Origin of the sequence: Vibrio ulleungensis (assembly GCF_016900875.1) — a bacterium.
GTDB classification, from domain to species: domain Bacteria; phylum Pseudomonadota; class Gammaproteobacteria; order Enterobacterales; family Vibrionaceae; genus Vibrio; species Vibrio ulleungensis.
In genome coordinates this window covers 362,169-389,161 of sequence record NZ_JAFEUM010000002.1, presented here as the reverse complement: position 1 = coordinate 389,161, position 26,993 = coordinate 362,169, and the positions used below count along the sequence as shown (strand labels likewise).

Below are 26,993 nucleotides of genomic sequence, written 5' to 3'. Positions count from 1 at the left end.
GCAGGAAGTCATGCAAATGGTGTCAAATTTATTGAAAGCAGTCTTGCTAATGTGGGTATTCACCGCCGCGTCATGGGCCGAGGTGAATGACACAGCAAGTTTCAACGCTGCGCTGCTTGGCAAGAATAATTCAGATAAGACTCAAGCCATAGAGTGGTTGGTGGGCACTCAGTCTACAGATCAAGCCAAAACGTTGCTGAGCGCATGGTTAGAAGGCGATCTCTATTATTATGGCGACCGCAAAAGCGAACACTACCAAACCTTTTATGTGGTAGAAAACCCCAAAACCGATAGCGTTGCCCTAGCGGCATGGAGCGATTCGACCCTTGCTATCGAAAATTCAAGAGATTTCAAAAAAGTACGAGTGAATAACCGCCTACGCGGTGAAATTCGTGCAGAACTTGCGTCAATCGGCATTAATAGCGAACGGCAAAGTGAGCGGTACAACGCAGTATCAACGCTATTAGGCACCACCGACGATGACTTACTGGCAGCATTGAGCAAGCGACTCACCATTGAAAATGATTCAGACGTAACCGAGATGATTGAGCTTGCGCTGGCAATTGATGCGGCCAAAGACAGCGCATTAGACGAGCCTAGCCGAATTGCAGCGATAGAAACCGTTGCCGACTACAAACTGCCGATCGTCGCGCAAACACTCAACCAAGTGGCTAACGATGTTGAAGAAAATTCGCCGGTTTATGAAGCTGCCAACAAAGGCATTGCCACCTATCAGCAGTATCAATCCCTTTATACCGGAATCGAAACCGCCTTTTTCGGACTGAGTTTAGGCTCCGTACTGGTGCTTGCGGGCATCGGCCTTGCGATCACCTTTGGCGTGATGGGCGTGATTAACATGGCCCACGGTGAACTGATCATGATTGGCGCATACACCACCTACGTGATGCAGTTATTGCTGCCTAATCATGTTGGCGTTGCCTTAATCCTTTCTATTCCAATGGCGTTTATCGTCTCAGGGTTGGTGGGCGTTGCCATTGAGCGCAGCGTGATCCGCCATTTATATGGTCGGCCGCTCGAAACACTGCTGGCGACCTTTGGTATCAGTTTGATTTTACAACAAGCGGTTCGTTCTATTTTCTCGCCGCTTAACCGGTCTGTTAGCACACCGGAATGGATGTCGGGCGCGCTGCAAATTAACCCAATGCTATCACTTACCTATAACCGCCTTTATATCGTGCTGTTCTGCTTCTTAGTGTTTGTAGGACTGCTGATGGTGCTTAAGAAAACACCGTTGGGCTTGCAGGTTCGCGCCGTCTCGCAAAACCGTGCGATGGCGCGCGCAATGGGGATCCGCTCTGAGCGTGTGGACGCAATGACCTTTGGTTTGGGCTCTGGGGTTGCTGGTATTGCCGGTGTGGCGCTGTCTCAGTTGACTAACGTCGGACCTAATATGGGACAAGCGTACATTATCGACTCCTTTATGGTGGTGGTATTTGGTGGCGTCGGCAACTTATGGGGCACGTTGGTCGCAGGTCTTAGCCTTGGACTCTTTAACAAAGTACTCGAACCGTGGACAGGCGCAGTCTTGGCCAAGATTTTGGTTCTAGTGTTCATCATTTTATTTATTCAAAAACGTCCAAGAGGGCTATTCCCTCAACGCGGACGAGCAGCTGAAGGATAAGGAGCGCAGTATGCAGTCGAAGTCTTTCGTACTTTCAGCTTTTAAAGGGGATCGTGGTGGCCAACTGACGCTAATTGTCATTTTGGCGGCAACGATTTTGGTACCGTTGGCCAACACCCTATTGCCCTCAGGTCACCCGTTGCATGTCGAGACCTTTACCATCTCGCTGATGGGGAAATACCTCAGTTACGCCATGTTAGCGCTGGCACTGGATTTGGTGTGGGGCTACTTGGGTATTTTGAGTTTGGGGCACGCCGCGTTTTTTGCCATAGGCGGTTACGCCATGGGAATGTATTTGATGCGCCAAATTGGTACTCGTGGTGTGTATGGCGACCCAGTGTTACCCGATTTTATGGTGTTTCTAAATTGGGATGCGTTGCCTTGGTTTTGGCTCGGCTTTGATCAGTTTTGGTTTGCTTGCTTGATGGTGGTGCTGGTGCCAGGTGCCTTGGCTTACTTGTTTGGTTATCTAGCGTTTCGTTCGCGGGTATCTGGGGTGTATCTCTCTATCATGACCCAAGCATTAACCTACGCATTGATGTTGGCATTTTTCCGCAACGAAATGGGTTTTGGTGGCAACAACGGCCTGACCGATTTTAAAGACATTTTAGGCTTTAGCTTGCAAAGTGATGCCACCAAAGTTGCGCTATTTGTCGCAACCGGTGTGGCACTGATGCTCAGCTATGCCGTGTGCAGAATAGTGGTAAGCAGTCGTCTAGGGCGAGTCGCATTGTCGATTCGCGATACCGAATCACGCACCCGATTTATGGGCTATGACGTGGATGGCATTAAGTTGTGGGTGTTTGTACTGTCCGCAGTTATTGCCGGGGTAGCAGGCGCGCTGTATGTCCCGCAGGTGGGCATCATTAACCCTGGTGAGTTTGCACCGCTTAACTCGATTGAAGTGGTGGTGTGGGTGGCTCTTGGTGGTCGTGCAACGTTGTTCGGTGCGATTGTTGGGGCACTGATCATTAATTACGCCAAAAGTTGGTTCACGGTTGAGTTTCCCGAAGTGTGGTTGTTTGCATTAGGTGGCTTGTTTGTGCTGTCGACCATGTATTTGCCTCAAGGGGTGATTGGTTTTGTCAGTGAACGCAGTGCCCAACTCAAATCTCGTCTTGGACGGTCAACGCCAAACGCGGCTAATACCAAGGAGGCCTCAGCATGACAGAGCTAAAACAACTTGAGCAGCTCAAGCGTAACTACCAGTCGTTTACCCGTCGTGATGAGGTGTTCTCTTTTCTAAAGCCAGATGTGCATCCGGCCATCGATACTCGTCACAATGTATTGCTGTATATCGAAGGGGTAAACAAAAGCTTCGATGGGTTTAAAGCAATCAACGATTTGAACCTGTATATCCGAGAAGGTGAGCTTCGCTGCATTATCGGTCCAAATGGTGCGGGTAAAACCACCATGATGGACATCATCACAGGCAAAACCAAACCGGACTCTGGTGAGGTTTGGCTTGGGTCGAACATTAACCTTCTTAAAATGAATGAAGCCGAGATTGCCAATGCGGGTATCGGTCGAAAATTTCAAAAGCCGACCGTCATTGAATGCCTAAGTGTTTGGCAAAATCTTGAATTGTCCATGGCGGGAGCCCGCTCAGTGTGGGGAACCTTTACTGCGCAAATGAGTGGCGAACAGCGCGACAAGTTGGCGTCCGTACTCGAACTTATTCACTTAAAAGACGACGCGGCAAATCTGGCTAAAAACCTGTCTCACGGTCAAAAGCAGTGGCTAGAAATTGGCATGCTGCTGATGCAAAACCCGAAGCTTCTGTTGGTGGATGAGCCAGTAGCAGGAATGACACACCAAGAAATGGACCGCACTTCAGAGCTGCTGAATTCTCTTGCGGGAAAACATTCAGTGGTGGTGGTTGAGCACGATATGGACTTTGTCCGTTCTATTGCCAGTCACGTTACCGTTTTGCACCAAGGACACGTGCTGGCAGAAGGCAGCATGGATCAGGTCCAAGCCCACCCCGAAGTCAAACAAGTGTACCTTGGAGAGTAGCATGCTAGAGATTGAATCACTGAACCAGTATTACGGTGAAAGTCATACCTTGTGGGACCTTAATATGAGTGTGCCCGAGGGGAAATGCACTGTATTGATGGGGCGAAATGGCGTCGGTAAAACCACGCTGCTGCAATGCATCATGGGCTTGGTATCGGTGAAGAGCGGCGACATTACGCTGTCTGGACAGTCTCTGCTGTCTATGGAAACCGAAGAGAGACCACGCCACGGCATTGGCTACGTACCTCAAGGCCGCCAAATCTTTCCTATGCTGACGGTACAGGAAAATCTCGAAGTGGGTTTGCCGATCCGCGCTAAGGGCGATCGCCAAATTCCAGAATTTATCTTTGACCTGTTTCCTGTACTCAAAGAGATGCTGCATCGCCGAGGAGGCGATTTATCTGGGGGTCAACAGCAACAATTGGCGATTGGTCGCGCGTTAGTGGTTGAACCCAAGCTATTGATCCTTGATGAGCCGACAGAGGGTATTCAACCTAACATCGTACAAGAGATTGGTGACATCATTCGTATGCTCAACGAGAAGATGGGTTTAACCGTTTTGCTGGTTGAACAAAAGCTTCCCTTCGCTCGAAAAGTCGGCGACGTGTTTTGCATCTTAGACAGAGGCAGACAAGTGGCGTCGGGCGATATTGAGCAGTTGGACGAGCGTTTAATCAAAGAGTACCTCACTGTATGACGATGGTGAACGAATTAACGGAGCCAGCCCCGCAGCTGCTTACCCAAAGCCCGCCCCTTCGAGCGATAGATCAAGTGATCGAAGACGATATACGCGAGGGTTGGAAAGCGGACTTGTCGCTGTCGTTTACTCAACGCGGCGATAAAACGGTGCTCAAACATCGTCATCAAAGTGGCCCGCTGGCCATCCAACGCCCGTTATATCCAGATGGCACTACCTGTCACGCCTACTTATTGCATCCCCCAGGTGGCGTGGTGGGTGGTGACACTTTAAACATCGATATCAGGGTAGAGAGTAATGCCGAGGTGTTAATTACAACACCTGGCTCGACCAAGTTTTACCGCTCTAATCACCGATACGCACAGCAAAAGCAAGTTCTTCGAGTAGAGGCTGGCGGGCGTTTGGAATGGTTTCCGCAAGACAATATTTTCTTTCCTCACGCCCATGTTCGCTTAGACACCGATATTCACCTTGAAGGCGATGCACAATTTTGGGGGTGGGAGCTTAACTGTTTTGGGCGTCCTGCTCTGGACGAGCCGTTTAGCGCGGGGCACTTAATCGGAAAGACGCAGCTGTTTATTGACCAAAAAATCATCCTCACTGAAGGCATACAGATGGTGGGTGGTGATGAACTGTTAATGGAAAAAGGACTGCTCAACTACCCATTGATGGGCACGTTATACATTCGACATTTTGATTCGTCGCTACTTGAGCCGATTCAGGCATACCTCACCGAGAAAACATCTGCGTCGGCAGCCTCACCAACGAGTTGGATTGCCGGTGCGACTGAGTTGGAAGGGGTCATAGTGGTGCGCGCGCTTGGGCATTGGAGCGAAGATCTTATTAACCTTTTTGGCGATATTTGGCGATTAACGCGCGGAAAGATGACTGGGGCAACCCCGGATAAACCACGGATTTGGGCGACTTAAAGAAAGCAAAAGTCATCTGTTGGGCAAAGGATACAAAGGCGGATAGCGGTATGGAACTGACACCGAGAGAGAAAGACAAATTACTAATTTTTTGCGCGGGCATGCTTGCCAATCAGCGCAAAGAGCGAGGCATAAAACTGAACTACCCAGAGGCGATAGCACTGATTAGTAGCGCCATATTAGAAGGGGCCAGAGAAGGTAAAACGGTGGCGCAATTGATGGATTATGGCCGCACCTTACTCGGCGTTGAAGATGTGATGGACGGTGTTGCGTCGATGATCCCTGATGTTCAAGTGGAAGCGACGTTTCCTGACGGCACCAAGCTTGTCACGGTGCATGAACCGATTGTGTAAATAGGGAATTAAAGGAGCGTTCGATGGCTACCACAACCACACATCATGGATTTAAACCCGGCGAAATTCAGACCCCCAATGGCGACATTGTTCTCAATGAGGGGCGAGAAACGACAACGGTAAAAGTGAAGAACTTGGGTGATCGCCCAGTACAAATCGGCTCTCACTACCATTTTTTTGAAGCCAACAACGCGTTGGAATTCGACCGAGACAAAACCAAAGGTTTTCGACTCAATATCGCTGCAGGAACCGCCACTCGATTTGAACCAGGGCAATCTCGCACGGTAGAGCTGGTGCGATACGCGGGTAAGCAAGAAGTCTATGGCTTCCAAGGCAAAGTGATGGGCAAGTTATAAGTGAATGGCGAGCAATGAATCAGGCTAGGGCGCGCACATAAGGCATGAATTAGGGAAAGCAGATGGCAACGATATCCAGACAAGGTTACGCAGAGATGTTTGGTCCAACGCTGGGCGACAGAGTTCGCTTGGCCGACACCGAACTGTGGTTGGAAGTTGAACGTGACTACACGGTGTATGGTGACGAAGTAAAATTTGGTGGCGGCAAGGTGATCCGCGATGGCATGGGCCAGAGCCAAAGACCGAGCCAAGAGACACCAGATTTAGTGATCACCAACGCAGTGGTTTTGGACTATTGGGGCATCGTAAAAGCCGATGTCGCTATCAAAAATGGTCGTATTCAAGCTCTGGGCAAAGCCGGTAACCCTGATGTACAGCCAGGTGTGGACATTGTGATTGGCCCAGGAACCGAAGTGTTGGCCGGTGAGGGTAACATTTTGACGGCTGGCGGCATCGATTCGCACATTCATTTCATTTGCCCTCAGCAAATTGAAGAAGCGCTGGCGTCTGGGGTGACCACCATGATTGGTGGCGGAACAGGCCCCAATACAGGAACCAACGCCACCACGTGTACGCCGGGGCCTTGGAACATGCACCGAATGTTGGAGTCGCTGGACGACTTTCCTATGAATTTTGGCTTGCTGGGTAAAGGTAATGCCAGTCAACCAGAGGCGTTGCGTGAGCAAGTCGCCGCAGGTGCGGTGGGCCTTAAGCTTCATGAAGACTGGGGCACTACGCCAGCTTCTATCGACACCTGCCTATCCGTTGCAGATGAAATGGACGTGCAGGTAGCCATTCACACCGATACACTCAATGAATCAGGTTTTGTTGAATCTACATTGGGCGCCATTGGCGATCGGGTTATTCATACTTACCATACCGAAGGCGCCGGAGGCGGTCACGCCCCCGATATTATTAAAGCCGCTGGTGAAGCCAATGTATTGCCATCGTCAACCAACCCAACACGCCCCTATACCATTAACACCGTAGACGAGCATTTAGACATGTTGATGGTATGTCACCACTTGTCGCCGTCTATTGCTGAAGATGTGGCGTTCGCTGAATCTCGAATACGAAGAGAGACCATTGCCGCCGAAGATATTCTGCATGATTTGGGCGCATTTTCGATGATCGCGTCCGACTCTCAAGCCATGGGGCGCGTGGGTGAGGTGATCACAAGAACTTGGCAAACCGCACACAAAATGAAAGTACAACGTGGCAGCTTGGCTGAAGATTCTAGCTACAGTGATAACTTTCGTTTAAAGCGATACGTTGCAAAATACACCATTAACCCTGCGATCACGCACGGAATGGCTCACGAAGTGGGCTCGATTGAAGCGGGCAAACTCGCCGATCTAGTGCTGTGGAAGCCGGCTTTTTTTGGCGTGAAGCCAAGCGTCGTGCTTAAAGGGGGCATGATTGCCATGGCGCCAATGGGCGATCCCAATGCCTCTATTCCAACGCCTCAGCCGGTGCACTATCGCTCAATGTTTGGTAGCTATGGTAAGGCCAATAAAAGCACCTCAATGCTGTTTGTCTCACAGCAGGCAAAACGCGAAGACGTTGCAGGGCAACTGGGTCTGCAAAGTCAGATAGGTGTGGTGAGTCATTGTCGGGACATCAGTAAGCGCGACATGAAACTCAACGATTGGATGCCTAACATCGAAGTGGACTCACAAACCTATCAGGTGCGTGCCGACGGCGAGTTGTTGGTGTGCGAGCCCGCTGAAGTGCTGCCGATGGCGCAGCGTTATTTTCTGTTTTAAATCTTTTCCTAATTGAGCTTGATAGGAGCGAAACAATGATTGAACTAACCAAAATTACGGTTAATGAATGTGGCGCCGACGGCTACCTAAGTTTGCCCATCGACAGCCGCATTAAAAGTCGACTCAAAGTGAGCTTAGACGATGGCCGTGACGCAGGACTGTTTTTACCTCGTGGGCATATTTTACGTGGCGGCGAAAAGCTCGCCAGCGTGTGTGGTTTGATTGTGGAAGTGAAGGCCGCACCAGAGCAGGTCTCGACTGTGTATTGCGACGACCCACATTTACTGACCCGCGTTGCATACCATTTAGGCAACCGCCATGTTCCGCTGCAAGTAGAACCAGGATGGGTGCGCTATCAGCATGATCACGTATTGGATGAAATGGTTGAGGGACTGGGCGCAGAAGTTACCTGCGAAAAGCAGCCCTTTGAGCCTGAAGGCGGCGCTTACGGCGGCCGATCTGGCGGTCATCACCATCATCACTAATTTAAATTTTATGGATTTTTACTTTAAGGAACGCACCATGATTACCCCCAAATTGACTATCAAAAAAACGCTTCTAGCAGCTCTTTTAGCAAGCCCATCACTTGCCTTTGCTCACGCCGGTCACGATCACCATTCAGTGTGGGCTGATTTGATTCACCTTCTGAGTAATCCAGACCTGCTTGTTAGCGTAGGGGCCATCGTTTTGTTAGGTGCCGCATATGCGATGTTCAAGCACAAAAAGTCGTCATAACGCGTAACAAGAGAACACTACGATGAAGCTAGCTACCGATGTCCGCGGCGAGTCGCTCGCCAGCTATCGGCTATTTCAACTGATAAGTCCCGCACTGCCTATCGGTGGCTTTACCTACTCGCAAGGTCTGGAGTATGCGGTTGAAGCCGGTTGGGTGAACGATCGCGAGAGCATGGAGCGCTGGCTTATGCACATGGTGGAGTCGAGCGTTGCCACGCTCGAGTTACCCATCATTGAGCATCTTTATCACGCTGTGTTAGAGAAGGATCATCAGGCGTGCACACACTGGAGCGACGTCTTGTACTCGAGTCGTGAAACCAGTGAGCTGCGAGCCGAAGAGCGTCAGCGAGGAAACGCGTTATATACCTTGCTTAAGCAGCTTGATATGGACTTGTCTTGGCTAGAAAACGTCGACAGTCATCCCAATCAGCTGCTTGGCTTTTGTGTTGCGGCGCACCACTGGCAAATCGACTTAGAGAGCTTAAAGCAAGGCTACCTTTGGAGCTGGCTCGAAAACATCGTAACCGCGGGTGTAAAACTCATTCCGCTTGGGCAAACCGCAGGTCAAGTGGTGCTTATTAATATTAGCGCTGCATTTCCGTCGGTGATCGCTAAGGCTTCTCGCCAAGAGAGCTGGATGATTGGCAGTTTTACCCCCTCGATTGCGATGGCAAGTGCGCTTCATCAAACTCAATACACTCGACTTTTCCGGTCTTAAACATGTAAAGGAACCCTCATGCAAACTTATAAACAACCGCTTCGCATTGGCATTGGTGGCCCAGTTGGATCTGGAAAAACCGCTCTGCTCGAAATCTTGTGTAAAACCATCCGCGACAAACTTAATATCGCGGTAGTGACTAACGATATTTACACCCAAGAAGACGCCAAAATCTTAACCCGTGCAGAGGCATTAGAGCCTGACCGCATCATTGGCGTCGAAACTGGAGGCTGCCCTCATACTGCGATTCGCGAAGATGCGTCAATGAACCTGGCGGCGGTAGAAGAGTTGGCCAAACTTCATCAAAACTTGGACGTGGTGTTTGTCGAAAGCGGCGGTGACAACCTAAGCGCAACGTTCAGTCCCGAATTGGCAGATTTAACCATCTATGTGATTGATGTTGCTGAAGGTGAAAAAATCCCTCGTAAAGGTGGACCAGGCATTACTCGCTCAGACCTGTTGATCATCAACAAAATCGATTTGGCCCCGTACGTGGGTGCATCGCTTGAAGTGATGGAGCAAGATACGGCGCGCATGCGACCGACCAAGCCCTACGTATTTACCAATTTAAAAGAAGGCGTAGGCTTAGACACCATTATTGATTTTATCGTGACTGAAGGGATGTTGACCCTTAAAGAAGCGGTGTAAATTAACGATGGTTACAAGGTTGCTCCATAATAGGGGCAACCTTGTAGTATTCAGCTACTTTATTCGAAACTTGCTTTAAGGCCGTTATTTTACCCGAACTTACTGTCTCCATCCTCAATGGCAAATAATACGTTGTCCGTATTTAGTACGGTAATTGGCTATTATTTGAACCCGATCGCTGCACTATCCGCTACTCTTTTGTATTCTTGTAATACAAGTAGTTTGAGTTACACAGTAGCCTAAAGGCGGAACTAAATGAACCTATCGGTCGTACAGAGAACACTTTTTAGCTTTTTGGTGTTGTTCTCATTCATCGTGATTTTAACCACGATCAGTTTGATGAATACCAATACTCTAAACGGTCAACTAAGAACAACCGTTGATCACCTTGCTCCAAAAGCTGAACAGACCAATCGTTTATCCGGTGTTCTTCTTAATGTTTCTAGGCTTGTTAGCCTGCATGCTATTACTGATGACGCTCAAGAGCGTGAGGTCCTTAGGCAACAAGCCACTACGCTGATAGCGACTTTCGACCAAATAGCCACCACGTTAACCAAGCACGCTGCGAACGATGTTGAATACCAATCTTTTATGGCTCAGATTTCGGAGCAATCTCAATCGTTGTTTGCAACTGCCGATCAGCAGTTTGTGACCAGAGAAAACTGGATTCAAGCCAATAACCGTCAAGGCCAACTTGCGACTGAGTTTATGCAAGAGTGGGAGTTTTTTAGCTTTGATATTGAATCGGTGATTGAAGGTACCTCTTCGGCCAATAAGTGGATGGTAGAAGGCTTAAAGAGCGACGGAGAGTTACTGGGTCGCGCGATAGAAAAAGCGCTATTTTCATTGGATATCGATCAGCAAAACACTCATTTACTTGCGGTCGCCTCGCACCATAAATCGATGCTCACTAAGCAGCAACAGCTTCGCGCAGCAGGTAATACCGACATTGCGAATCTGGACCAGTATTATCAATTGGCACAGGCAGCAACCAGTGATGGAGGATTATTGCAGTCGCTTTCCGCAACCAGTGATTTATTAGCGCAGCAAAATCAAAATTTAACCACAATTAGTGAGGTTGTTGATCTAACTTTGCCGCTTATGGATCAAGCCAGCGCGTTGGTTGAAGTAGAATTAGCCAATGCCAAAGGTGACGCACAAAACACCAGTCAGACAGCGTATGTCCAAATGTTAGTGTTGGTGGGCATTGCTGTAGCTATTTCATCGGCGGTTATCTGGAGCATCATTTCCAATATTCGACACTCACTAAAACGTATAATGGGTCAGATAGAGCATCTCGTCGCCGGCGATTTCACCCATCAGGTTGATGTAAAAACCAGTGATGAATTTGGCCAGATCAGCAATCATTTAAACACTCTCAATGAACAACTTGATCAGATCATTGGCGCCGTCGTAATTAATACTCAAAAGCTTGCGTCGGGTGCCGAAACAGGAATGCGCAGCAGCCAAGAAACTCGTTCGTTAATCGATGATCAAAAGCAGGCGATAGAACAGGCAGCAGAAGCGTTTAATGATATGAACGTGGGCATACACGAGGTGTCAGGGCTTGCAGACGGGGCTAAAATCGACATCGAAAAGGTCGTTTCTTTGGCCGAGCAGGGGCAATCGGATGTCAATGTTACCCACCAGATTGTTCAATCCTTGCGCGATGAAATGAAAGAAGCAGTGGCAAAAGCTCACGACCTGAAAACGCAATCCCAAGACATTTCTAGCATATTGGATGTGATCCGAGCGATTGCCGACCAAACCAACTTGCTGGCTTTAAATGCCGCGATCGAAGCGGCACGCGCCGGTGAGCAAGGGCGAGGCTTTGCAGTTGTGGCCGATGAAGTACGAGTGTTAGCGGGTAGGACTCAAGAAGCGACGGTGGAAATTTTAAATGTTATCCAAGGATTGCAAGAGTCATCCAGTGAAGCTGTCACTATAATGGAACATGGTGACGACAAAGCGACTCAATGCTTTTCGCAAACGGAAAAAAATGAACTGCAGCTCCAAGGTATTGCAGAGCTACTACAGCAAGTTAAGAGTAACAGTGTCCGTATTGCAGGGACGGCGCAAGATAAGATGCGAGTTGCTGAGCAAGTCGACAATAGCATGAAAGAGATTGTGCAGCTGGGTGAATCGACCGTGGTAGAAGCGGTAAAAAATGCCGAAGTGAGTCGCACCTTACTGGCACAATCGGAGCAACAGTCTGAGCAGGTGAGTGCGTTTAAATTAAGACAAGCTTAACAGACTTAATGGCCACAGAAGTTGATTCTATCTTCTGTGGCTACCTTTCAAGATGCCAATGACGCTTTCCATTCGCTTAGTCGTTTAATATGTTCTGGACCTATGCCGCAGCAGCCCCCAATAATGGTTGCGCCAGCATCATACCATTGCTGAGCAAAGCGCAAATACTCGTCTGGTGATACACTTCTCTCGGCTTGAAAAAGTGTGTTGGCTTGATGGTCAGGATCAATGGCAGTGAAGTTATTAGCGTAAACGCCTAGCTCAATCTCTTTACCTTGTTTAGCTGCGCACAGTTTAGCGTCTACAACCGCCTGTAACATAACCTCTGGCATTGAACAGTTAAACAAAAACTTGCTCTCTCCCGCATTTATTACGGCCTGTATAGCGTCAGTGACTGTCTCACCTGAACGAATGCATGCTGCCTCTTTAATGGTGTCTTGTAATGAAAAGGCGTAATAGCTTGGTAGTGTACTGCTTGAAAGGACAGTCTGTGCAGACTGAAACTCTTCAATGGAAGAGAGTGTTTCTACCATCCACAGATCGACATGATCCTGTTGGGCGCTATAGAGTGTCTGGTAGATATCTTCTGCGCGCTGCTTATCAAACAGATCCGGTCGGTAGCTCCCCATAGGTGGTGGGAGGCATCCCGCAACGTGAACATTAGGATGTTTCAAAGAGACATCTTTGGCCAATTTTGCTGCCAAGTGAGCAAGCTGAGCGCCTTGTTGTCGGTAACGCTCTTCACCGAGGTGAAAGGGCACGCAGGCGTAACTGTTGGTAATGATCACCTCTGCACCAGCGTCAATAAAGCGTTGATGCGCATGAGTAACATGCTGTGGCGACTCAATTAGGGCTTGTGCGCTCCAAAGAGGTTGCGAAAAAGGAGCGCCGATGCGTTTTAGCTCGCGACCCATACCGCCGTCGAGAAGAGTTAATGGCTTCATAGTGTTGTGTAAGTGAATGCTAGAGACAGGCTCTATCCTAATCTCAAATGGATCATATTGGTATCTTTGTCGCTACAGCGTAACTGCTAGCAAGTGATTGGATTTAGGTAGTTACAAAACGAGAGGGTAGTGTGTCGGCTATAAGCGAGTTAAGTCGTTTAGCTTACTAAAAGGTAAAAAAAAGCGACCCGAAGGCCGCTGTCCAAAACGTAAGGGCGGAGAGCATAAGTAGGACGAATTAGGAGTAGTAAATTGGAGTAGGTATTGCTGAATGTTTTATCAAAGCTTATTGCAACGTGGTAGAACGAACAGCATCGATAAATACATCACGAGCTTCAGGGATATTGAGCGCACTGGCTTCTGCAACGAGTGCCATTGCAGAATCTAAGTCATCGTTGGCAACGGCTTGTTGAATAGCGCTAAAGAAATATTGTTTGGTCTCGGGAAGTACCGTCACTAAGGGGGACGTGGAACCCTGTTGGCTGTTATGTAAAGTGGTACCCAATGCGTTCATTGACTGTAGCTTCAACGATTTAATTTGTATTTCAATTTTACCGGTTGGCTGATGAATATAGCGAGGATCGGTAACCATTGGCATCACTTCTCCAAATTCTTTGGCACGGCGACGCGCTGGATGCTCCACTTGAATGTGCTCACCAAGTCTTGAGGCGTCGGTGTACACGATAAAGTAAGGGGTTTTTGCAACGTCGACGTTGGTACGTAAAACAAAACGAGTACGAGTAAACGCGTCAGACGGCAAAATATCAAATTGGTCGAGTGTGAATGTCTCTGCGACTTGAAAATCAGGGGTCAGAATATGCACTTCAGGGGCAAACACGGAGTCGTTGATCATGAGGCCAGATATGGTGACTTGCGATTCGGCGCTGCGCTCGTTCAACCTAAACGCACCAAAGTGACTGTTTCCTGCAGTAAACTGCCCAACTGGGCTCTTTCCATCGATATCCAAGTTTATGGTTTCATTTTCTTTAAGTTGGATATACGGAAACGCTGCAAAATTGCTGCTACACGTCAATTGGCATAGCGGCGGATCAATCTTATGATCGACAGATTGCGTGCTGCTGCAGGCAGTGAGTACTAGTGCGCAAAGGCTAATTAAAAACGGTTGTGCTCTCATAACGGTAATTCGCCCAATATAGTTAATTATGTCGATAAACAAAGCCGCATTGTTGCGGCTTTGTTTACGGTGCGTGGTTTAGAACCAAATTTCAGTGTGTACACCTACCACGGTTTCGCTTGTCCCGTTGGTGATGCCAATCATTTCTGCACTGGCTCTATCATCGGCAGAGATGTAGCTCACGTAAGGCTTGATCTGTGGACGTCCAAAGTAATCGGCATTGACAGTAAAGGCCATCGCGATTTCCGCATTAAAGATTTGACTGGTTGTGTGATCTTCAGTGGGAATTTCTCCCCCCCAATCGCCTACAGAAAGACCAGATTCATCGGCATAAGAAAGTGTGGCTTCTAAACGCATGTTATCGTTAAGTTTATACGATGGGCGTGCTGCAATCATTGCTCGCGTTAAACCATCTACACCGAACAGTTCATCAATACCGGTCATATACACGATTTCAGACCCAATTTGGAAACGGTCAGTCACGTTTAGAACACCGTAAGAAGTGATAAACAGTGATTCAGCGTTATCGTCACCACCAGACCAGTTGCCGAAGTTAACTCCACGGTTTTGCATTACCCCAGTGCCGTAACCAAATGCGGTCTGGGTCCAGCCGTCTAATCCATAGTAGCTGCTGTTAAGGGTGGCAGAAAGGCCAATACCATCTTGGTCTTCTTCACCTTTCTTGGCTTTTTGCTGGCCATATTTAAAGTCAAAGTCCATGCTACCAAAACCAACGTCAACGCCGTAGTAGTAAAGATCAATGCTGCTGTTAGTAGCACGTTCATCAACATCGCTATCGGTTTCTTCATTAACAATGGCATCCGCTAAAATGTACGCGATACCTGCGGTGTTGCCTGCCAGTTTAGTTTCAATACCTGCACCTACACCAGAAGATTGTTTCCAAAACTCGCCAGATAAAAGACCTGCCGCACGATTAAGGTAACGTTGACCACCCCAAATGGAAGTTTCTTCACCTAAGACTCCATGGAGTTCGACATAGGCTTCTTTTAACGCAAACCCGTCGGTGTTGTTGACGTATTGGCCACCGTCCGATGAGTAGGCTAGTGAGTTACCGTTACCAAACTCAGAGCGCAATACATAATCTGCTCGTACACCGTTCTCATAGGTTGAACGGTTAATGATCGAAAACTCCACTTGGTTGGTACTTTGACCGTGTGTACCTGCAGTTTTGTAATCTGGTCGACCGTATTCAGTATCAACTGTTTTACCGTTAACGGTACGAACATTTGACGACATGTATCCGTTTACGTCCCAACCGTCTTCGACTTTTTCGTTGGCGATGACAGGAAGTGCGCTGAAGGTGGAGGCCACGGCTATTGCAACTAGGCTGCGTTTGTTCATTTTATTATCTCCATTAAAAGGTAGGGTAACCTTTGTTTTTTTAACTAAATCAAACTCATAGGCAGTTGAGTTAAGGAATTGAATTCATGCTGGAAGCTTTGCTGAATCAACATCAATTAGTTTATGGATGTGATTTTTTTCAGCGTCACCCTATTAAAAGGAGGAGTGGGGAGTAGATGCAGGGTGGATATTATTAATAGGAGTATTAGCTCACCTATTTGGATCATTAAAATAAGGCGTAGGGGATACTAAATGGCTTATTTTTATACGCAAAAGGTGGCGTATTTCAAGTTATGTGCAAACTTTATGATACGCAATATTGTTATGTTTGAATTGATTTGAAGTGTTTTGATACACACAGGGTTGAACTAAATGGTGGACTACAATATTAATATAGTTACAGAGTAATTATTAATGAGTAAGTTGTTAAAATAGAAACATGCCATATTTAATTCTAGAACAAAATTAATAAATGAGAATAGTGATTAGTTAGACTTCGCTAAAAATAAGAAGCGACTAGAAAATATACATGAGTAGTTATTATTGAATGAACATCACGTTATTAATTCCGTGTGGTTAATAATCAAGCTAATTACGAATAATTATTAACAAAGGATTGTATGAATTTCTTTAGTGAAATAAATGAGCCAAAGGCCTTAGACTTGTTCAATAAACATTTAGAGCGAGAAAGGGGAAAAGCAAAAAAAGAGCCTCTAAAAGTAAGGAGAGATACTTTAAAGGCTCTTTGTATTATAAGTTCATCCATCTACATCTGTATGACATGAAACATAGATAAATGTTGGTAGTAGTAGAGGTTAGAACCACGCTTCTAGCTGAACACCGAACATCCAAGCGTCTTGATCATCACCACTGTAACCTTCTAAGCCACCTGCATTGTAATCGCCGCTGTAATTGGCGTAGGTTGCGTAGGTACGAATTTCAGGTCGACTAAAGAACGAGTTGGCATTCAATTTGATTGTCGGCGCTACTGTCAGTGTGGTAAGGCCGCCAGACTCTTTGTCAGATTGATTCTCAAAGCTTGTTGCCACGTGACCTACTTCAAACTGCATCACAAAGTTATCTGTCACTTGATACATTGGGCGTGCACCAACACTCAGCTCTTGCTGCTTATGTCCATCAAACATCACATCTTCGTCTACTTGACCCACTAACACAGTGTTGACTTGCCATCTACCTAGATCCCATACGCCATCAACAATGCCTCGATACGCCAAGCCACCTTCGTTGGACTGACCGGTGTCACCATGACGACCTAAGATAGCCGCTGCGGTGCCTGTACCGACTTGACCAACAATACGTGTTGAACCTTCACCAAGCCCCAAGAAACTTGAGCCTGCATAATTGACCATGAGATCAGCACCATTTTGTGCAGGTTTAACGGTGTGAACACCGTCTAAGCGATCTTTTAGGCGATATTCAGTTCCATTGCTGTTGGATTGCAGACTTCCGGCAAACCACCAAGGCCCTTCCTTATATTCCATACCAAAGGTGTGCGTTCTAGGTTTAGCATCGTTAGGGTATGTAATCGAATTACCGTCTGCGTCGTCAAACTCACTGTCTGGTGCAGTGTCGTGCGAAATCAAATACATATCGACGGTACCGTTACCTAGTGGTTGGTTTTTCATCCCCATACCTGGGCTGCGGATTTCGTAGTATTTTTGGTCGAGAATATGGATGTCCCATCCATAGTTCACACGGCCAGCCCAAAACGTTGCGTCGGGAGCAAAATCGAGATTGCCCATTTCTGCGTACATTTTGTCCATAAAGGCAGCGTCACCTTGAGTGTCATACACCCAACGTCTTGCCTCTCTGTCCTCATAGGCCATGCCAAGAAATACGCGAGCCCAAGCGCCGTTGTCAGTGTTAATTTTCTTGTTTACGTTCCATGCGGTGTAGTTGTTTTCAGCCGCACCCAAACGGAAAAATCCGCGAGAGTTAGGAACTTGCATACGGCTGTCGTTGCCAGCAGACCCATGTTCGTTGGTCGCGAATCCTGCGCGCATGTATCCGTTAAACTGCACGGACTCATCTTTTTGACGTTCTAATTCACTTCTGAGATCCATAATCTCCTGAATAACTTCGTCGGTGTTTAATTCCTTAGTATTTTCTGTAGCAACATCTGCAAATGCGATAGGGCATAAGGCCATATTACAGGCCACTGCTAAGAGAGAATAGCGGTACTTCATGTAGGATACTCCAAATATTATTATAGTTATTTGGCTCAATTGTTCGCTTATAAAGTGTTGAAAGTTTGAACGGCCAAATTAATATTGCGAGTTATTTTTAAATGGCGACTGTTAGAAAATGCTCAGTCTGTCTCGCAATTGCGACCACTATAGGGATGATTTGGAGTTTTAGCGACAATATCGATCACAAAACAACGATATCGGATTGTTTGTGTAATTTATATGAGCTTAAGGGTTGTTTTTAGTACTTGCGGAAGGTTTATTGTGAGTGTGGTCACTGATTAAGTTAATTTTATTAACAGTTTAATTAGTAAAAGTGTTTAAGCTACAGGTTTATCACACATTTATTTACAGTTACTCATATGTTTTTATGTGGTGTCATGACTGCATGCAATTAAATTTGGTGAAAGATCTTAGGGTTTTTACTAGAAACCAATCACATATAAGTAGTTGTGACTATATTTTAAACGGGTATATGAGTTTAGTTGTATTTGGGACTGACAAGCGAATTGGCGAAAAAACAGAGCGTGATGTGCTAAATCATTATTAAAAAGTCAGGTTTTAAGAGAAATGGAGCAAAGTAACGCTAATCTATCTACGTGAATTGAAATTAAATAGGTTTGGTTTGTGAGATGGTGCAGTTGCTGCGCTGCAAAAGCGATAATAATTGGGTCAGTCAATGAATGTGTTTTGATCGCGATACAGTGCGTGATTGCATCATGTCTAAACGTCAAGAGCACTGTGTAATAGGCAGTAGGAGTGAACTCGCAGCGACTTGTAGAAAAAACTCAGCGTGACTGAAATTTGCCACTTATGCGTTTGTCGTCGCAATCTTCATGTGCTTCTTAATAGACTAAATCACCTCGCCAATTTTAGTCGATTCTTTTTTTGAGGCAGTGAGGAGGCTTTAGAGTGTTAGCTACGCAAAGAGTTGATGAGTTAGTAGCTTGCTATTGGCGATTCGATGTATCACCATTTATTGACCACCCGCTTATTGGATTTCGCTTGAGGGAACAACACAAGCCATGGCAATAGATTGTATGCCAATGACTTGTGTCGGTTACGTCTAATTATGCAAGCTCAGTCTCAGGGATACTTTTCGTCGCTTTTGTAGCAAGTAGGTAACCTGACCATAAGCCTAATGTACACAGCATGATCACCGCACCAGTGACTTCTAACGCGTTATACGCAAAGGCGGCAACTAACGCACTGGCTAAACTACTGATGGCTATTTGGAAGCTATTTTGGAATCCCGCAGCAGTGGCTGGGCTTTCTTTTGCACTGCTTAATGCTTTACTCACAACGATTGGGTAAAGCGCACCATTGACCATAGCAACAAAGCAGAATGGTATTAGCAACGGCCAAATTGTGGTCATCGTGGTCTGAGAGAATATGCCGACTAACGAGGTCGCTACAGTAAATACGATCAGTAAAGCAAATAGCGTTTTGTCCGAGCCAAATTTTGGCGTGCATTTTTTACCTAAAAAACCACCGATAATAAAGGCAATAGTTTGTGGTACAAAACTTAACCCAATATCTTTTGGCGAGTAACCCAGTTTATTCATGATTTCTGGCATACCGGTGAGGTAGGCAAAAAACACCGCCGATGCAAACGCATAGATCGTAATGTTTCCCATATAGACTTTTGACTTAACGAGATTTCCAACATCTTGGATAAAGCTGCTTTGTTTTGCTGTAACTTTCGTTGCTGGCTGCGCGAACGATGCGACGATAAGCAAGCCACCAATAACGGTTAGTGCAGTAAAGATACTTTCCCAACCGAATGTGCTTAGAAGCAATACACCTAGCTGAGGAGCAAGTGCCGGAGAAAGAGCGACAAGCGGCATAATGGTTGCGAGCAATTGCTGGCTCGTTTTTTCAGGGTAGCGACGAATAACCATTGCTTGCCAAATTACAGCAGGTGCACATACCCCTACAGCCTGAACAAAGCGAAATCCTAAAAGTTGAGACACTTCAGTGCTTTGAGTCAGCCCAAATGAAGCTGCCGTAAAGATGAGCAATCCCATAATCAATGAGTTTCGATCACCATATTTATCGGACAACATACCCCAGACGATCTGACCTATACCCAAGCCGGCTAAGAAAACGGTTAGTGATAGCGCCATTTGTTGCGGACCAGTAGCCAAAGACGTTTGCATCGCATCAAACGCAGGCAAGTACATATCGGTTGCGACAAAACCCAGCATAGACAATGCGGAAAGGTAAAAAATTTGGTACTTAGATACTGTCATGCTATCTCATTTAAATTATTTGATTGTAAATATTTAGTGTTTAGCGACTTACATCGCAGTTAGCAGGGATTTTATGGGTATTAGAGCGTACAATTAAGCGATAATCTTTGTGGTTATCAATCAAATTATTTGATTGATAAGAATGCATAGCGTTAAAAGGGTGTAAGTACATGTTTTCAAGGTCTTCTTTAGAAATGTTGGTCACCGTTGCGCGGTTGGAAAGTTTTACGGCTGCAGCTGAGGTGTTGCATAAAGTCCCATCGGCCATTAGCTACTCGGTACGACAGGTGGAACAAGAGTTGGATGTCGTGTTATTTAAACGGCTTCCTAGGCGAGTCGAACTGACTCCTGCTGGCCAAATATTTATCGAAGAAGCGCGGTCATTGCTGTTAAAAATGGAACAAGCGACGGTACAAACTCAGCGCGCCGCTTTAGGTTGGCAGTCACGGCTAAGAGTGACTTTGGATAATGTGGTTAAGCTTGATCGTTTGCAACCCATGGTAGACGATTTCTATCGCACTTTCGAACACGCAGAGCTACAGATCAACATGGAAGTGTATAACGGCTCGTGGGAGGCTATATCTCAAGGCCGAACGGATGTGGTCATAGGTGCTACGTCGTCGATTCCAGTCAACGGTGACTTTGAAGTTAAAGATATGGGGCATTTGGAATGGCAGTTTGTAGTGGCCAACACTCATCCTCTTTCGCAAGTGACCTATCTGACAGAGGATCAACTCTCGCAATATCCATTTATTTGCCTTGATGACACTTCAACACAACTGCCTAAAAGGCACATGGGAAACTATCCTCAGCAGCGACGTTTGTTGTTACCCAATTGGCACAGCGCAATCTCTATGATTCGCAGCGGAGGTGGCGTTGGTTATTTACCTAAACACATCGCTAAACCTATGCTAGAGGAAGGCGTGTTGATTGCAAAAGAGATCCCCGCAAAACAGCCAGACAGCCACTGCTGCCTAGTTTGGAAAAGAGACCCTAACCACAAGCTATTGAGCTGGTTTATAGACTATTTAGGCAACAGTCAGCAACTGCATTCTCAATGGCTATCTTCCAAGAATTAATCATGCTTACCGCTTAATGGTTGGTATCATTCGTAGCGAGAGGTTTGCGCGGTACCAGTGAACTGCGAGGGCAGTTCACTGGTAAATTGATCGTGGTCAATTGCTAGGTAAAGCAATGTAAATTACTGAAAAGATGGGTAAAACAAAGGGCCCACATAAGTCATGGATATTATAGTTGGAGCCTAGTGAAAATAGCTAGCGTTCTGGCTTACAGGCGAAAAGGAAACCGCGTGAAAAATATCAAACTGACTTATTTGCTTCTCATTGGGATTGTCTCAGCAGCATGGATGCTTGCCGCAGATTTCTCTACTTACTCTGCCACGTTTATGAGTTTGCGTGGGTTTATGGTTGATTACACTGGATTTATGTCGATAGCGGTGATGAGCGTAGCGATGATTTTGGCGGTGCGCCCCAAGTTTATTGAACCTATGATTAATGGTTTAGATAAAGGCTATAGACTTCATAAGTGGCTTGGTATCACGGCATTAGTGACGTCAGTGACTCATTTCCTGTTTGCAGTTGGTCCAAAGTGGGCATTTTCTCTGGGACTATTGGAAGGTGGCGCTCGGGGAGGAAGAGGTCCGCGCGGAGCGGGCGGCCAAGAGTTAGATGCACTAGCGACTTGGTTGAGAAGTCAGCGAAGCCTCGCCGAAACTGTCGGTGAGTGGGCTTTTTATATTACCGTGATACTAATAGCGCTGGCGCTAATCAAACGCGTGGCATATAACCGCAGTTTTAATTTCCACCGAGTGTTTTCAGTGGTCTATTTGGCCTTAGTGTTTCATGCGCTGATTCTGGTGAAAACATCGTATTGGTTGCAGCCAATCGGGTGGTTCACCGCGATATTGTTAATCGGTGGGACCGTTTCTGCTCTGTTAAGTTTGTTTGGTGCAATAGGCGGGCGAAACCGACATCAAGCAACCGTCGATAAAGTGACTCGTTTCGATAACACTCAACAAGTTAAAATAGAAGTCACACTAGACGGTCGTTGGCCAGGTCACCGAGCAGGGCAGTTTGCGTTCGTGCGATTTAATGACACTAAAGAAGCGCACCCATTTACCCTTTCATCGGCTTGGGAAGACGACAATCGTGCGTCGTTTATAGTGAAAGCTCTAGGCGATCATACCCAGCAGATCGTGCATTCAATATCAAAGGGAGCAGAGGTATCCGTTGAAGGACCGTATGGAGAGTTTGACTTCGCGAGTCAGAAAGATGAGCAGGTTTGGATTGCTGGTGGTATTGGCATCACGCCGTTTTTAGCCAGAATGAAATACTTAGCGATGACAAAACGCTTTGAACAACCGGCCACCTTGTTCTATTGCGTTAAAGAGATGGATGTTCCTATGATCGAGTACGTCAATCGCGCAGCAAAAAACGCCAATGTGAAACTGTATATCTATATCGAAGACAGAGATGGTCAATTAAATGCTGAGATCATAAAACAACGGGTTGCCCATTGGCGACGCGCAGACTATTGGTTCTGTGGGCCCACTCAGTTTGGCAAGACAATTAAGTCGGCTCTTGTAGAGTCAGGTATTGCGAAAGACGCGTTTCATCAAGAGTTGTTTGAAATGAGGTAACCCTCACCAGGATCGTTTAGCTGCGCCACTACTTGACGGTTCTCATTACGATAGATTGAAAACCGCGGCTAATAGGCTGCGGTTTTTGTTTATGTGGCTCAATATGTTATATACATTGCTGTATGGTTATTTAGCCGCTAACCCTTATCGTCACCTCGTCAACCTCTTGGAGTTATCATGACAACATCGCTAAACCAAAGCATCGTTCCTATGTATCCCACATTGCAAGCGCTGGACGTGGATGCGCTTGATGCTGGAGAGCACAAGTTTTGGTTTGCCGTAGCGACAGACGCGATTGGCCACCCACAAACATTGCCTGTGCGTGTATTTAAAGGAAAAAAGCCAGGTCGAAAAATCATGATCACAGCAGGCATTCATGGTGATGAGCAGAACGGGATTTTGACCGCGCAAAAACTGGCACGCGAGCTAGTCAGTAAAATGGTGGCTGGGGTCGTGACTATTGTTCCCGCTATTAACCTTTCTGGTATTGCTCGGCACAGTCGGGATTTTCACTCAGCAGCGCCAGATAGCTCATCGACCAATTTAAATCGAGTCTTCCCAGGACAAGAAGACGGTGACGATGCGCATCGTTACGCGCACAGCCTTTGGACCCATCTACTTAAACCTAATGCGGACTTAGCGATTGACCTGCATTCACAAACTTCGGGCTCGGCGTATCCACTGTATGCGTTTGCCGATTATCGGTTAGACGATGCACTGATCATGGCTCGTCTGATTAATCCTGATGTGATCCTTAATGACCCAGGCGATCCTGGAATTTTAGAAACCGCCTACAACCGAGCAGGTATTCCTTCAGTAACTCTAGAAATTGGCGTAGGCCGGTATACCGACCTCACCATGGTAGATAGAGCGGTAGAAGGTCTGCTGAATATTTTGCGAGCTTATCAGTTGATTGAAGGTGAGGTAAAAACGCAAACCTTACCCTGCGTCGAAGGGGATATCATAACCAGTGTGCGAGCGAAGCAAGGTGGCTTTGTCCTTTGTCACGTCAATTTGCTCGAAAAGGTGCGCCAAGGTGAGCACATCGCTACGCAATACAACAGTTTTGGCGATATTATCGACGAATACTATTCGCCCGGTGATGGTGTTGTGATCAGTCATAACGTTGAGTCGGTCAGAGCCCCTGGGTCTTTGGTGGTTCGCTTAATAAGCTAAACGGATGTTGGCCTATCTACTTAAACCCTTTATTACGTTAATAATTGACTAGGAATAAACCAACCATGAAAACGGTACTGTGTTTTGGTGATTCAAATACCTGGGGATACGCCCCGGACTTACAGCGACGTTACAATGAAACAGAGCGCTGGACTATGCGATTGCAAAATGCGCTGGAAGGGCGCTATCGCATTATAGAAGAGGGTCAAAATAGCCGAACCACGGTATTCGAAGACCCGTTTGAAATTGGCAAGAAGGGGCTTGACTATTTACTGCCTTGTCTCGAAAGCCATCACCCAGATCTGGTGATCATTCTGTTGGGAACCAATGATCTTAAGTCTCGATATAACGTGGCAGCGAGTGACATATCGAAAGGTGCTGCTCGTTTGGTTCAGGTTGTTCAACAGTTTCACCATGGGTTTATGGAAAAGCCGCCAGAGGTGTTATTGATATCACCGCCACACGTTCTAGAAGTAGGCAATGGTCAAGAAGGTTTCGACGGCGCAGAGGAGAAATCGAAACAGTTGGCACACTATTATGCGCTGCGAGCAGACGAACTTAATTGTCACTTCTTGGATGCATCAAAGCTGATTCGGCCATGCGATAAAGAGGGGATTCATTGGCCAGTAGATCAACATGCGACGTTGGCAAAACACCTATCTTCGTTGGTTCCAACCTTGATTCCTGCTGACTAACGAGTATAAAAAAAGCGAGCAATGCTCGCTTTTTTGGGTTGTTGGGTTCTCTTTTCTAGGCCGTTTTCACGTTTTTTTCTAGATTGAACACCGTTTTTCCCATCAACTTGAACATCACGGCAGTGGTTTTAAGTTGAAGTACCAGAATCGGTAACAACAAGATGAAGTTAGCTAAGCTGTACTTAACGATAATAGCATTGCCAATTAGCGCGTAGTTCACGAAAAAGAACCCAAATACCACCAGTGCAACACCCGGGCACACTAGACCGAATGTGGCTGGATTGGTTTTGTCACCAGACACAAACTCTGCAAAATAACTATTACGTTTCATCGCTTTAAGCCCAAACAGTCCCACAAAAAGCTGCAGCCCCAAAATAGCGCCCATCACCGTGATAAATTGGCTGTTAATAAGCGGAGCAACAAAATTGTGGTGTGTACCCATGGTGTAGCGAACGTAAGTAATGCCAAGCAGCGTTAATATTGGGATTAGGATCCAAAGTGTTGGTGAGCCATTAAGGTCTAGCCCATTCTTAACGATTTGAGAAAATCCATTAATAAGCCAAATAACGGTAGTCACTGCAGCAAGCACGCCAAACATAACCGCAAGTGTGAGTGATACGCCACTGACTAATGTGCTGTGACTCATCGCCCCAGGCGCTGCGAGACCTACCGCTACCATAGAAAAGGTAAAGGGTGCGAGTAGTTGACTAAAGTTGGTGTTGGCATCGGGATTAAATTTGCCAGCCATAACGACATTGGTTAGGAAGCGGCCATAAATAGTCAAAGCCCATACGCCTACGCTTAAAAACCCTAATGTTGCAACAGGAAATACCGGTTGGATGAACTGCCACAAGTTTGGCACAAACAGCGAACCTAGAATAAAACCCATATTGATAGACATTGACACAGTTAATGGCATGGCCATCTCTGTTACCGCCGCGTTACTTGAACGAAGTTGGTTGATGTCATCGCTGTTCTTGAACTGACGAAACTGCTTGAAGTTCCAACCCAGTAGCGTGAAGTGGAGAATCGCCAGAGCCAAAACTATTGATAGCACCAGCAGAATTAAAATCGAAGAGATCCCACCTTGAGCAACGATGGGCAACCAATGTTCCATTGCAGCCATCGGAGTGCCTTTGTGTGGAACGAGAAACATCAGGTACATAAAAAACGAGACAGCCAGACCACCTGGACCTAATGCTGCGAGAAAATAGAGTGGGGAATAGTGTTTAACATTTTGAACTAACATGATGAGCTCCTTGCCATACAAAGTATATTAGCGAAATCTAATACAAGAATAATAACAGTATTTACTTTATTAGCAATATCTAATTTAGTGATTTCTATTATTTGCGGCTTTTTAGTCGTGACCCGTTTTTTGAATTTGTGGTTAGTGTTTGAATTAACATTTTGTTTCATTGTGACTTTTTGCTGTCATTTAAGTTAAAAGTGACTGTCATGCTTTCACTTTACTTTGTGTGCTCCGTCACAAATCTAACTGGACACACATTAATGAAACTCATCAAATCCCTCGTCGCAGCGTCTATCGCTGTTTCATGCAGCGTGTTTGCTTTGGATGCTCGCTACGAAGATCGTTCTGGTAACCTTGTTGCAGACGTCCCTACCGAGAAAAGTGAGTGGCAAGATCCATCTACATTGATTTTTGCTTACACGCCGGTTGAAGATCCTGCGGTATATGCGGATGTGTGGAGCGAGTTTTTGGCGCACATGGAAAAGACAACCGGCAAAAATGTTCGCTTTTTCCCAGTACAAAGTAACGCGGCACAAATTGAAGCGATGCGCTCTGGCCGACTGCATGTTGCTGGGTTTAATACTGGCTCAACGCCGCTTGCGGTAAATTGTGCAGGATTTGCACCCTTTACTATGATGGCCGCAGAAGATGGCTCATTTGGGTATGAGATGGAAATCATAACTCACCCAGACTCTGGCATTAACAGTGTTGAAGAGCTTAAAGGTAAAAATCTAGCCTTTACGTCTCAAACGTCTAATTCGGGTTTTAAAGCGCCATCTGCGATCTTAGCTGCGGAATATGCGATGCACCCAGAAAAAGACTTCACCCCAGCGTTCTCTGGTGCTCATGACAACTCAATCTTAGGCGTGGCTCACCGCGATTACGATGCGGCGGCCGTTGCTAATTCAGTTCTTAATCGTATGCTTTCTCGCGATGTTGTGAATGACGAGAACGTAACGTCTATCTACAAGTCACAGACGTTCCCTACTACTGCGTACGGCATGGCTCATAACCTCCACCCAGAACTACAAGAGAAGATCATGCAGTCGTTTTTCACCTTCGATTGGTCTGGAAGTAAGCTAAAAGAAGAATTTGAGCGTAACGGTGAATCTCAATTTATTCCAATCACCTACCAAGAGCACTGGGAAGTGATCCGTACTATCGACACCGCGAACGACGTGTCGTACAGCTGCAGTTAATA

24 protein-coding genes are annotated in these 26,993 nt (G+C 46.5%); 18 read left to right on the top strand and 6 right to left on the bottom strand.

Features of this window, described 5'->3' with window-relative positions; translation table 11 throughout:
• The first annotated feature begins 10 nt into the window (after positions 1-10).
• From urtB to JQC93_RS06580, 13 genes are all read left to right on the top strand, one after another.
• The gene (gene urtB / locus JQC93_RS06640; RefSeq protein WP_205157688.1) at positions 11-1,642 is read left to right on the top strand and encodes an urea ABC transporter permease subunit UrtB; all 1,632 of its coding nucleotides are present in this window, start codon (positions 11-13) and stop codon (positions 1,640-1,642) included.
• Positions 1,643-1,652: 10 nt separating this feature from the next.
• Positions 1,653-2,810, top strand: coding sequence for an urea ABC transporter permease subunit UrtC (urtC, locus tag JQC93_RS06635; RefSeq protein ID WP_205157687.1), 1,158 nt, complete (start codon positions 1,653-1,655; stop codon positions 2,808-2,810).
• Positions 2,807-3,658 (top strand): urea ABC transporter ATP-binding protein UrtD, encoded by an 852-nt coding sequence (gene urtD, locus JQC93_RS06630; protein WP_084887539.1) that lies wholly within the window; start codon positions 2,807-2,809, stop codon positions 3,656-3,658. Before urtC ends, urtD begins: the two co-directional genes overlap by 4 nt.
• Position 3,659: 1 nt before the next feature.
• Positions 3,660-4,355: an urea ABC transporter ATP-binding subunit UrtE gene (gene urtE, locus JQC93_RS06625; protein ID WP_205157686.1), complete on the top strand. Its 696-nt coding sequence runs from the start codon at positions 3,660-3,662 to the stop codon at positions 4,353-4,355.
• Positions 4,352-5,284: an urease accessory protein UreD gene (locus JQC93_RS06620; protein ID WP_205157685.1), complete on the top strand. Its 933-nt coding sequence runs from the start codon at positions 4,352-4,354 to the stop codon at positions 5,282-5,284. Before urtE ends, JQC93_RS06620 begins: the two co-directional genes overlap by 4 nt.
• Before the next feature lie 50 nt (positions 5,285-5,334).
• Positions 5,335-5,637 carry an urease subunit gamma gene (gene ureA, locus JQC93_RS06615; protein ID WP_084887545.1) on the top strand — a complete coding sequence of 101 codons (303 nt, stop codon included), beginning with the start codon at positions 5,335-5,337 and terminating at the stop codon, positions 5,635-5,637.
• Positions 5,638-5,660: 23 nt separating this feature from the next.
• Positions 5,661-5,993 carry an urease subunit beta gene (locus tag JQC93_RS06610; RefSeq protein WP_205157684.1) on the top strand — a complete coding sequence of 111 codons (333 nt, stop codon included), beginning with the start codon at positions 5,661-5,663 and terminating at the stop codon, positions 5,991-5,993.
• A 62-nt stretch (positions 5,994-6,055) separates the two neighbouring features.
• The gene (ureC, locus tag JQC93_RS06605; protein ID WP_205157683.1) at positions 6,056-7,759 is read left to right on the top strand and encodes an urease subunit alpha; all 1,704 of its coding nucleotides are present in this window, start codon (positions 6,056-6,058) and stop codon (positions 7,757-7,759) included.
• Between the two features lie 35 nt (positions 7,760-7,794).
• Positions 7,795-8,244 carry an urease accessory protein UreE gene (gene ureE, locus JQC93_RS06600; protein WP_205157682.1) on the top strand — a complete coding sequence of 150 codons (450 nt, stop codon included), beginning with the start codon at positions 7,795-7,797 and terminating at the stop codon, positions 8,242-8,244.
• A 37-nt stretch (positions 8,245-8,281) separates the two neighbouring features.
• Entirely contained in the window at positions 8,282-8,494 is a 213-nt protein-coding gene (locus JQC93_RS06595; RefSeq protein ID WP_205157681.1) for a hypothetical protein, read from the top strand.
• 22 nt (positions 8,495-8,516) lie between these two features.
• Complete coding sequence (locus JQC93_RS06590) at positions 8,517-9,212, top strand: urease accessory protein UreF (protein WP_205157680.1); 696 nt, start codon at positions 8,517-8,519, stop codon at positions 9,210-9,212.
• 18 nt (positions 9,213-9,230) lie between these two features.
• Entirely contained in the window at positions 9,231-9,860 is a 630-nt protein-coding gene (gene ureG / locus JQC93_RS06585) for an urease accessory protein UreG (protein WP_205157679.1), read from the top strand.
• Between the two features lie 255 nt (positions 9,861-10,115).
• Entirely contained in the window at positions 10,116-12,110 is a 1,995-nt protein-coding gene (locus JQC93_RS06580) for a HAMP domain-containing methyl-accepting chemotaxis protein (protein WP_205157678.1), read from the top strand.
• Between the two features lie 47 nt (positions 12,111-12,157).
• On the opposite strand, the gene JQC93_RS06575 is transcribed toward JQC93_RS06580, so the two are convergent.
• From JQC93_RS06575 to punC, 5 genes are all read right to left on the bottom strand, one after another.
• Positions 12,158-13,054: a homocysteine S-methyltransferase family protein gene (locus tag JQC93_RS06575; RefSeq protein WP_205157677.1), complete on the bottom strand. Its 897-nt coding sequence runs from the start codon at positions 13,052-13,054 to the stop codon at positions 12,158-12,160.
• 286 nt (positions 13,055-13,340) lie between these two features.
• A complete protein-coding gene (locus tag JQC93_RS06570; RefSeq protein ID WP_205157676.1) occupies positions 13,341-14,189 on the bottom strand; it encodes a MalM family protein in 849 nt (282 codons plus the stop codon).
• 78 nt (positions 14,190-14,267) lie between these two features.
• Positions 14,268-15,551 carry a carbohydrate porin gene (locus JQC93_RS06565; RefSeq protein ID WP_205157675.1) on the bottom strand — a complete coding sequence of 428 codons (1,284 nt, stop codon included), beginning with the start codon at positions 15,549-15,551 and terminating at the stop codon, positions 14,268-14,270.
• Between the two features lie 815 nt (positions 15,552-16,366).
• The gene (locus JQC93_RS06560; protein ID WP_205157674.1) at positions 16,367-17,758 is read right to left on the bottom strand and encodes a carbohydrate porin; all 1,392 of its coding nucleotides are present in this window, start codon (positions 17,756-17,758) and stop codon (positions 16,367-16,369) included.
• 1,070 nt (positions 17,759-18,828) lie between these two features.
• Positions 18,829-20,010 (bottom strand): purine nucleoside transporter PunC, encoded by a 1,182-nt coding sequence (gene punC, locus JQC93_RS06555; protein ID WP_205157673.1) that lies wholly within the window; start codon positions 20,008-20,010, stop codon positions 18,829-18,831.
• A gap of 170 nt (positions 20,011-20,180) precedes the next feature.
• On the opposite strand from punC, the gene punR reads away from it, so the two are divergent.
• From punR to JQC93_RS06535, 4 genes are all read left to right on the top strand, one after another.
• A complete protein-coding gene (punR, locus tag JQC93_RS06550; protein ID WP_205157672.1) occupies positions 20,181-21,089 on the top strand; it encodes a DNA-binding transcriptional activator PunR in 909 nt (302 codons plus the stop codon).
• A gap of 230 nt (positions 21,090-21,319) precedes the next feature.
• The gene (locus tag JQC93_RS06545) at positions 21,320-22,669 is read left to right on the top strand and encodes a ferredoxin reductase family protein (protein WP_205157671.1); all 1,350 of its coding nucleotides are present in this window, start codon (positions 21,320-21,322) and stop codon (positions 22,667-22,669) included.
• Between the two features lie 177 nt (positions 22,670-22,846).
• Positions 22,847-23,845, top strand: a complete 999-nt coding sequence (locus JQC93_RS06540) for a succinylglutamate desuccinylase/aspartoacylase family protein (RefSeq protein ID WP_205157670.1) — start codon at positions 22,847-22,849, stop codon at positions 23,843-23,845.
• Positions 23,846-23,910: 65 nt separating this feature from the next.
• Positions 23,911-24,540 carry an SGNH/GDSL hydrolase family protein gene (locus JQC93_RS06535; RefSeq protein ID WP_205157669.1) on the top strand — a complete coding sequence of 210 codons (630 nt, stop codon included), beginning with the start codon at positions 23,911-23,913 and terminating at the stop codon, positions 24,538-24,540.
• Positions 24,541-24,595: 55 nt separating this feature from the next.
• Here the strand turns inward: JQC93_RS06535 and JQC93_RS06530 are convergent, their stop codons facing one another.
• Complete coding sequence (locus JQC93_RS06530) at positions 24,596-25,789, bottom strand: TsoY family (seleno)protein (protein ID WP_205157668.1); 1,194 nt, start codon at positions 25,787-25,789, stop codon at positions 24,596-24,598.
• A gap of 263 nt (positions 25,790-26,052) precedes the next feature.
• Here JQC93_RS06530 and phnD point away from each other — a divergent pair, with 263 nt between their 5' ends.
• On the top strand, positions 26,053-26,991 hold the full coding sequence (gene phnD / locus JQC93_RS06525; protein ID WP_205157667.1) for a phosphate/phosphite/phosphonate ABC transporter substrate-binding protein: 939 nt from the start codon (positions 26,053-26,055) through the stop codon (positions 26,989-26,991).
• Positions 26,992-26,993: the final 2 nt, after the last annotated feature.

Bases quoted from the DNA above. Each gene is read 5' to 3' on its own strand.
- ureG (WP_205157679.1), top strand. From the start codon at position 9,231: ATGCAAACTTATAAACAACCGCTTCGCATTGGCATTGGTGGCCCAGTT.
- JQC93_RS06565 (WP_205157675.1), bottom strand. From the start codon at position 15,551: ATGAACAAACGCAGCCTAGTTGCAATAGCCGTGGCCTCCACCTTCAGC.
- JQC93_RS06535 (WP_205157669.1), top strand. From the start codon at position 23,911: ATGAAAACGGTACTGTGTTTTGGTGATTCAAATACCTGGGGATACGCC.
- punC (WP_205157673.1), bottom strand. From the start codon at position 20,010: ATGACAGTATCTAAGTACCAAATTTTTTACCTTTCCGCATTGTCTATG.
- JQC93_RS06540 (WP_205157670.1), top strand. From the start codon at position 22,847: ATGACAACATCGCTAAACCAAAGCATCGTTCCTATGTATCCCACATTG.
- ureC (WP_205157683.1), top strand. From the start codon at position 6,056: ATGGCAACGATATCCAGACAAGGTTACGCAGAGATGTTTGGTCCAACG.
- JQC93_RS06595 (WP_205157681.1), top strand. From the start codon at position 8,282: ATGATTACCCCCAAATTGACTATCAAAAAAACGCTTCTAGCAGCTCTT.
- JQC93_RS06620 (WP_205157685.1), top strand. From the start codon at position 4,352: ATGACGATGGTGAACGAATTAACGGAGCCAGCCCCGCAGCTGCTTACC.
- ureE (WP_205157682.1), top strand. From the start codon at position 7,795: ATGATTGAACTAACCAAAATTACGGTTAATGAATGTGGCGCCGACGGC.
- JQC93_RS06610 (WP_205157684.1), top strand. From the start codon at position 5,661: ATGGCTACCACAACCACACATCATGGATTTAAACCCGGCGAAATTCAG.
- urtC (WP_205157687.1), top strand. From the start codon at position 1,653: ATGCAGTCGAAGTCTTTCGTACTTTCAGCTTTTAAAGGGGATCGTGGT.
- JQC93_RS06530 (WP_205157668.1), bottom strand. From the start codon at position 25,789: ATGTTAGTTCAAAATGTTAAACACTATTCCCCACTCTATTTTCTCGCA.
- JQC93_RS06570 (WP_205157676.1), bottom strand. From the start codon at position 14,189: ATGAGAGCACAACCGTTTTTAATTAGCCTTTGCGCACTAGTACTCACT.
- urtD (WP_084887539.1), top strand. From the start codon at position 2,807: ATGACAGAGCTAAAACAACTTGAGCAGCTCAAGCGTAACTACCAGTCG.
- ureA (WP_084887545.1), top strand. From the start codon at position 5,335: ATGGAACTGACACCGAGAGAGAAAGACAAATTACTAATTTTTTGCGCG.
- urtB (WP_205157688.1), top strand. From the start codon at position 11: ATGCAAATGGTGTCAAATTTATTGAAAGCAGTCTTGCTAATGTGGGTA.
- JQC93_RS06590 (WP_205157680.1), top strand. From the start codon at position 8,517: ATGAAGCTAGCTACCGATGTCCGCGGCGAGTCGCTCGCCAGCTATCGG.
- JQC93_RS06560 (WP_205157674.1), bottom strand. From the start codon at position 17,758: ATGAAGTACCGCTATTCTCTCTTAGCAGTGGCCTGTAATATGGCCTTA.
- urtE (WP_205157686.1), top strand. From the start codon at position 3,660: ATGCTAGAGATTGAATCACTGAACCAGTATTACGGTGAAAGTCATACC.
- phnD (WP_205157667.1), top strand. From the start codon at position 26,053: ATGAAACTCATCAAATCCCTCGTCGCAGCGTCTATCGCTGTTTCATGC.
- JQC93_RS06575 (WP_205157677.1), bottom strand. From the start codon at position 13,054: ATGAAGCCATTAACTCTTCTCGACGGCGGTATGGGTCGCGAGCTAAAA.
- punR (WP_205157672.1), top strand. From the start codon at position 20,181: ATGTTTTCAAGGTCTTCTTTAGAAATGTTGGTCACCGTTGCGCGGTTG.
- JQC93_RS06580 (WP_205157678.1), top strand. From the start codon at position 10,116: ATGAACCTATCGGTCGTACAGAGAACACTTTTTAGCTTTTTGGTGTTG.